This window comes from Coleofasciculus sp., assembly GCF_046539235.1.
In the GTDB taxonomy this organism is placed as follows: domain Bacteria; phylum Cyanobacteriota; class Cyanobacteriia; order Cyanobacteriales; family Coleofasciculaceae; genus Coleofasciculus.
Genome location: NZ_JBKHHI010000578.1, coordinates 1 through 3193 on the forward strand (window position 1 = coordinate 1; position 3193 = coordinate 3193).

General features: G+C 43.3%; 3 protein-coding genes and 2 pseudogenes. All 5 read left to right on the forward strand.

Features of this window, described 5'->3' with window-relative positions; genetic code table 11:
• On the forward strand, positions 1-188 hold a 188-nt coding region (locus tag ACLFWI_RS28755; RefSeq protein WP_446415775.1), incomplete at its 5' end, for a hypothetical protein.
• A gap of 212 nt (positions 189-400) precedes the next feature.
• Positions 401-571: pseudogene (locus ACLFWI_RS28760) on the forward strand (PD-(D/E)XK nuclease family transposase); the annotation flags it as partial.
• A 1045-nt stretch (positions 572-1616) separates the two neighbouring features.
• A complete protein-coding gene (locus ACLFWI_RS28765; protein WP_446415776.1) occupies positions 1617-1754 on the forward strand; it encodes a hypothetical protein in 138 nt (45 codons plus the stop codon).
• Positions 1723-2052: pseudogene (locus tag ACLFWI_RS28770) on the forward strand (3-dehydroquinate synthase); the annotation flags it as partial. The gene ACLFWI_RS28765 and the pseudogene ACLFWI_RS28770, both read left to right, overlap by 32 nt.
• Positions 2053-2163: 111 nt before the next feature.
• Entirely contained in the window at positions 2164-2991 is an 828-nt protein-coding gene (locus ACLFWI_RS28775; RefSeq protein ID WP_446415777.1) for an O-methyltransferase, read from the forward strand.
• The last annotated feature ends 202 nt before the right edge of the window (positions 2992-3193 follow it).

The following is a 3193-nucleotide window of genomic DNA, read 5'->3' on the forward strand; positions in this document are numbered from 1 at the left end:
GACAAATTTTGACGCGGGTAGGTATTGTGCTGATCGCTGTTGGGATTATCGAGTTAAATTATGTAGGCTCTAAGAAATGTGAAAGAGCCAATCAATATTCGTCTAAGCCTTTATTATCCCCTTTTGCCACGGCGATTGAAATCGCTGCTACACAAACAAAGTCCGCCTGCGCGGACTGGGTTATATAGCACTACGCACTAAGGTTAGGACATATCCAGAAAAATTCAAATCGCTCAATCCCTTGTCAGGTAAGCTTGTGTCTTCAAAGAAAGCCTATTGCCTATTCCCTGGCGCGTAGCGCTATAACGAGGGTAGCGTTCTCCGGATTTGGTATCACGCGCCAGGTTCTCTTGAGTCACGCGAAAGGTCAAAACTTATCTGCATAACGAAAAAAAATGCCTATCCCGATACCGAATTGCAACTCATTTTTATAGAATTGCCAAAATTTAATAAAACCCTGTCAGAATTAAATAGTTTAAGCGATAAATGGATTTATTTTATTAAAGAAGCTGCCACCTTGGATGCCATACCCGATAATTTAGGAGAAGTCCGTGAGATAGAACTGGCTTTAGGGGATAGTCAATCATTGACCGCCGTTTTCCCGTTGATTAATTTCCCGTTTCGGGCATAACCAGTATTTTTACTTATTGACAAATAATACTTTATTTATTTTTTGAAGCAACCACTTTAATAAGTTTTACATATTGCTTTTTAAAAGTTTTATAAATTCCTTAAATCAGCGAAAGAGTAAGAAACGTAAAGCGTTAGACTAGCAAACGTGCATTAAATCTTGAAACGAGGGCGACCTCCCTTACCTGCCGAAAATTGTTTATGGTCAGAGATACAGTAACACACTCATGATTGATAAAAAATTTCGAGCAGCAATGACGAATCTTACCACCAAACCGCTGAACCCTGATCAGCAAATTAATCACGGGTGTAATTTAAAATGGAAGCCTATCGATCAAACAGACTATTGGTTGGCAACAACGGCGCTAGTGAGGCGTAAGATCGGTGGCAAGCCAAGTTTGCTTTGTAAGTAAGACCCTTTGACAAAATCAATTGGTTCACCGTTTTGCCAACGGGCATTTTGACAAAGTATTTAACCCAAAACCCGCTAATGGAAGACTAGAGCTGCTTGTCAGGATTACCTGGCAAGCGAGTCAAGTGAGTCGTCTACTTATTGTACTCCCTTGGCGCTAGGGCTTTCAGGTTAGCAATTTAGATAGTGGTTTTCTGTCCTTTTTTCCAAAATTCAATAACACCATTGAAAATTGGAAAAACATAGTCAATCAGGATTAACCCTGATGACCCACTTGGTTGAGAGTAATTGAATCAACCAAGATCCCTGTGTTTTGGGTCAATTTGAGAGAAGCCTTAAACAGAATAGTGCTGAATTAAGTGTTTGTAGGTAAGCCTGTGAGCGCTCTAGTATCGCTTTGTGCTTACTCCCTTAAATCAGTGCCATTCAATGCTTGTCTACGCGGCTTCTCTGGTATGATTTGCCAAATTTTACAACAGTGTTTCCCTTGGCATCGAGTTAATTTTCGCTGCCAATAATTTCAGAACTCTACAACACCCTTTCATGTCATAAGTACAGGAAAAACCAATCTACAATGACTCCACAAACAACCTTTCCTCAAGCCGGATTAACGGAGACAATCCGGGAAGATTTAATTGACTCATTGCCAAGCCGAGACGCTAACAATATTGGAGTCGAACATGGTGGGGACAACGGTAGTCGCGGCGATTGATGCCGGTCCTAGTCCGCGTACCTGTACCAATGGCAAACAATTTAAGAATAGTATTGGGGCGTATCATCCACCCGTACTAACCTTAGTCGATCGCACTTTTTTCCGCACCCTCGCCACAGGTCATATCCGCAATGGCATGGCGGAAATTATTAAAATGGCGGTGACGGATGATCCGGTTCTGTTTGAACTGCTTGAAGACTATGGTCCGCGCTTAGTTGAAACTCACTTCGCTACCTTAGGAAACGATGAGGAGTTAGCCAAAATTGCTGATGAGGTGATTTATCGGGCATTGTTCTCCTAAAGGATTTAGGTTTGGAATAATTCTATCCCCCAATGTAGAGACGCGCCATGGCGCGTCTCTACCCTGCAACGTCTGGTACAAATTGCCACACCATTAAGGAAACAAATCATGCCAACTGTAGCAAAAGAAACGATCGCACGTCCGGTTACTCCCCTGGGAATTCTAGTCGAACACCTGGAACAAACCCTGGAATTAGTAGACGCAGCACAACATCCGCAACTGGCGCGTTCTCTACAAAAAGCCTATCAACTCGCGGCTAAACTTGAACCGTACCTGAATCAAAATACAACGCCAGATTCTCCCGCCTTAACCGCCTTAGTTGAGAAAACCTGCACCGAAGATTGGAGTAGACTATTCTCCGATGGCGAGACAGTGCGCCAGTTAGAACAGGAGATGTTATCGGGACATGTGGAAGGACAAACGTTGAAGATGTTTGTCAAGATGACTGGGGCGAAACGTGTCCTAGAAATTGGTATGTTCACAGGCTATTCCGCTTTGGCGATGGCGGAAGGATTACCCGAAGATGGATCAGTCATTGCTTGTGAGGTGGATGAGTATGTGGCAAGTTTTGCCCAAACCTGTTTCCAAGCCTCACCTCATGGTGGCAAAATTACCGTAAAAGTCGCCCCAGCTTTGGAGACACTGCGTCAATTAGCGAAAGCAGGAGAGTCGTTTGACTTGGTATTTATTGATGCGGATAAAAAGGAGTATGTGGAGTATTATCAGATGCTCTTAGATACTCAATTATTAGCGCCAGATGGATTAATTTGTGTCGATAATACCTTACTACAAGGACAGGTTTATTTAGCACCCGAAGAACGGACACCGAATGGAGACGCGATCGCCAAATTTAATCAGGTGGTTACGGATGATTCCAGGGTGGAACAGGTTGTCTTACCCTTGCGTGACGGTTTGACCCTAATTCGGCGGGTTTAAACGGACATCTGTAGGGGCGGGTTTGACAACTATCCTTTATTACCCCACCAAAATGTAACTAAACCCGCCCCAACTCAACCCTCAATTTCCTGATTAAATAGGGGGTTTGGAGACCAAACCCCTACAAATGACAAATGACAAATGACAAATGACCAATGACCAATGACAAATGACCAATGACAAATGACCAATGACCAATGAC

What these genes read in the sequence shown, in the direction of transcription:
- ACLFWI_RS28775 (WP_446415777.1), top strand. Translation starts at nt 2,164, where the DNA reads ATGCCAACTGTAGCAAAAGAAACGATCGCACGTCCGGTTACTCCCCTG.
- ACLFWI_RS28765 (WP_446415776.1), top strand. Translation starts at nt 1,617, where the DNA reads ATGACTCCACAAACAACCTTTCCTCAAGCCGGATTAACGGAGACAATC.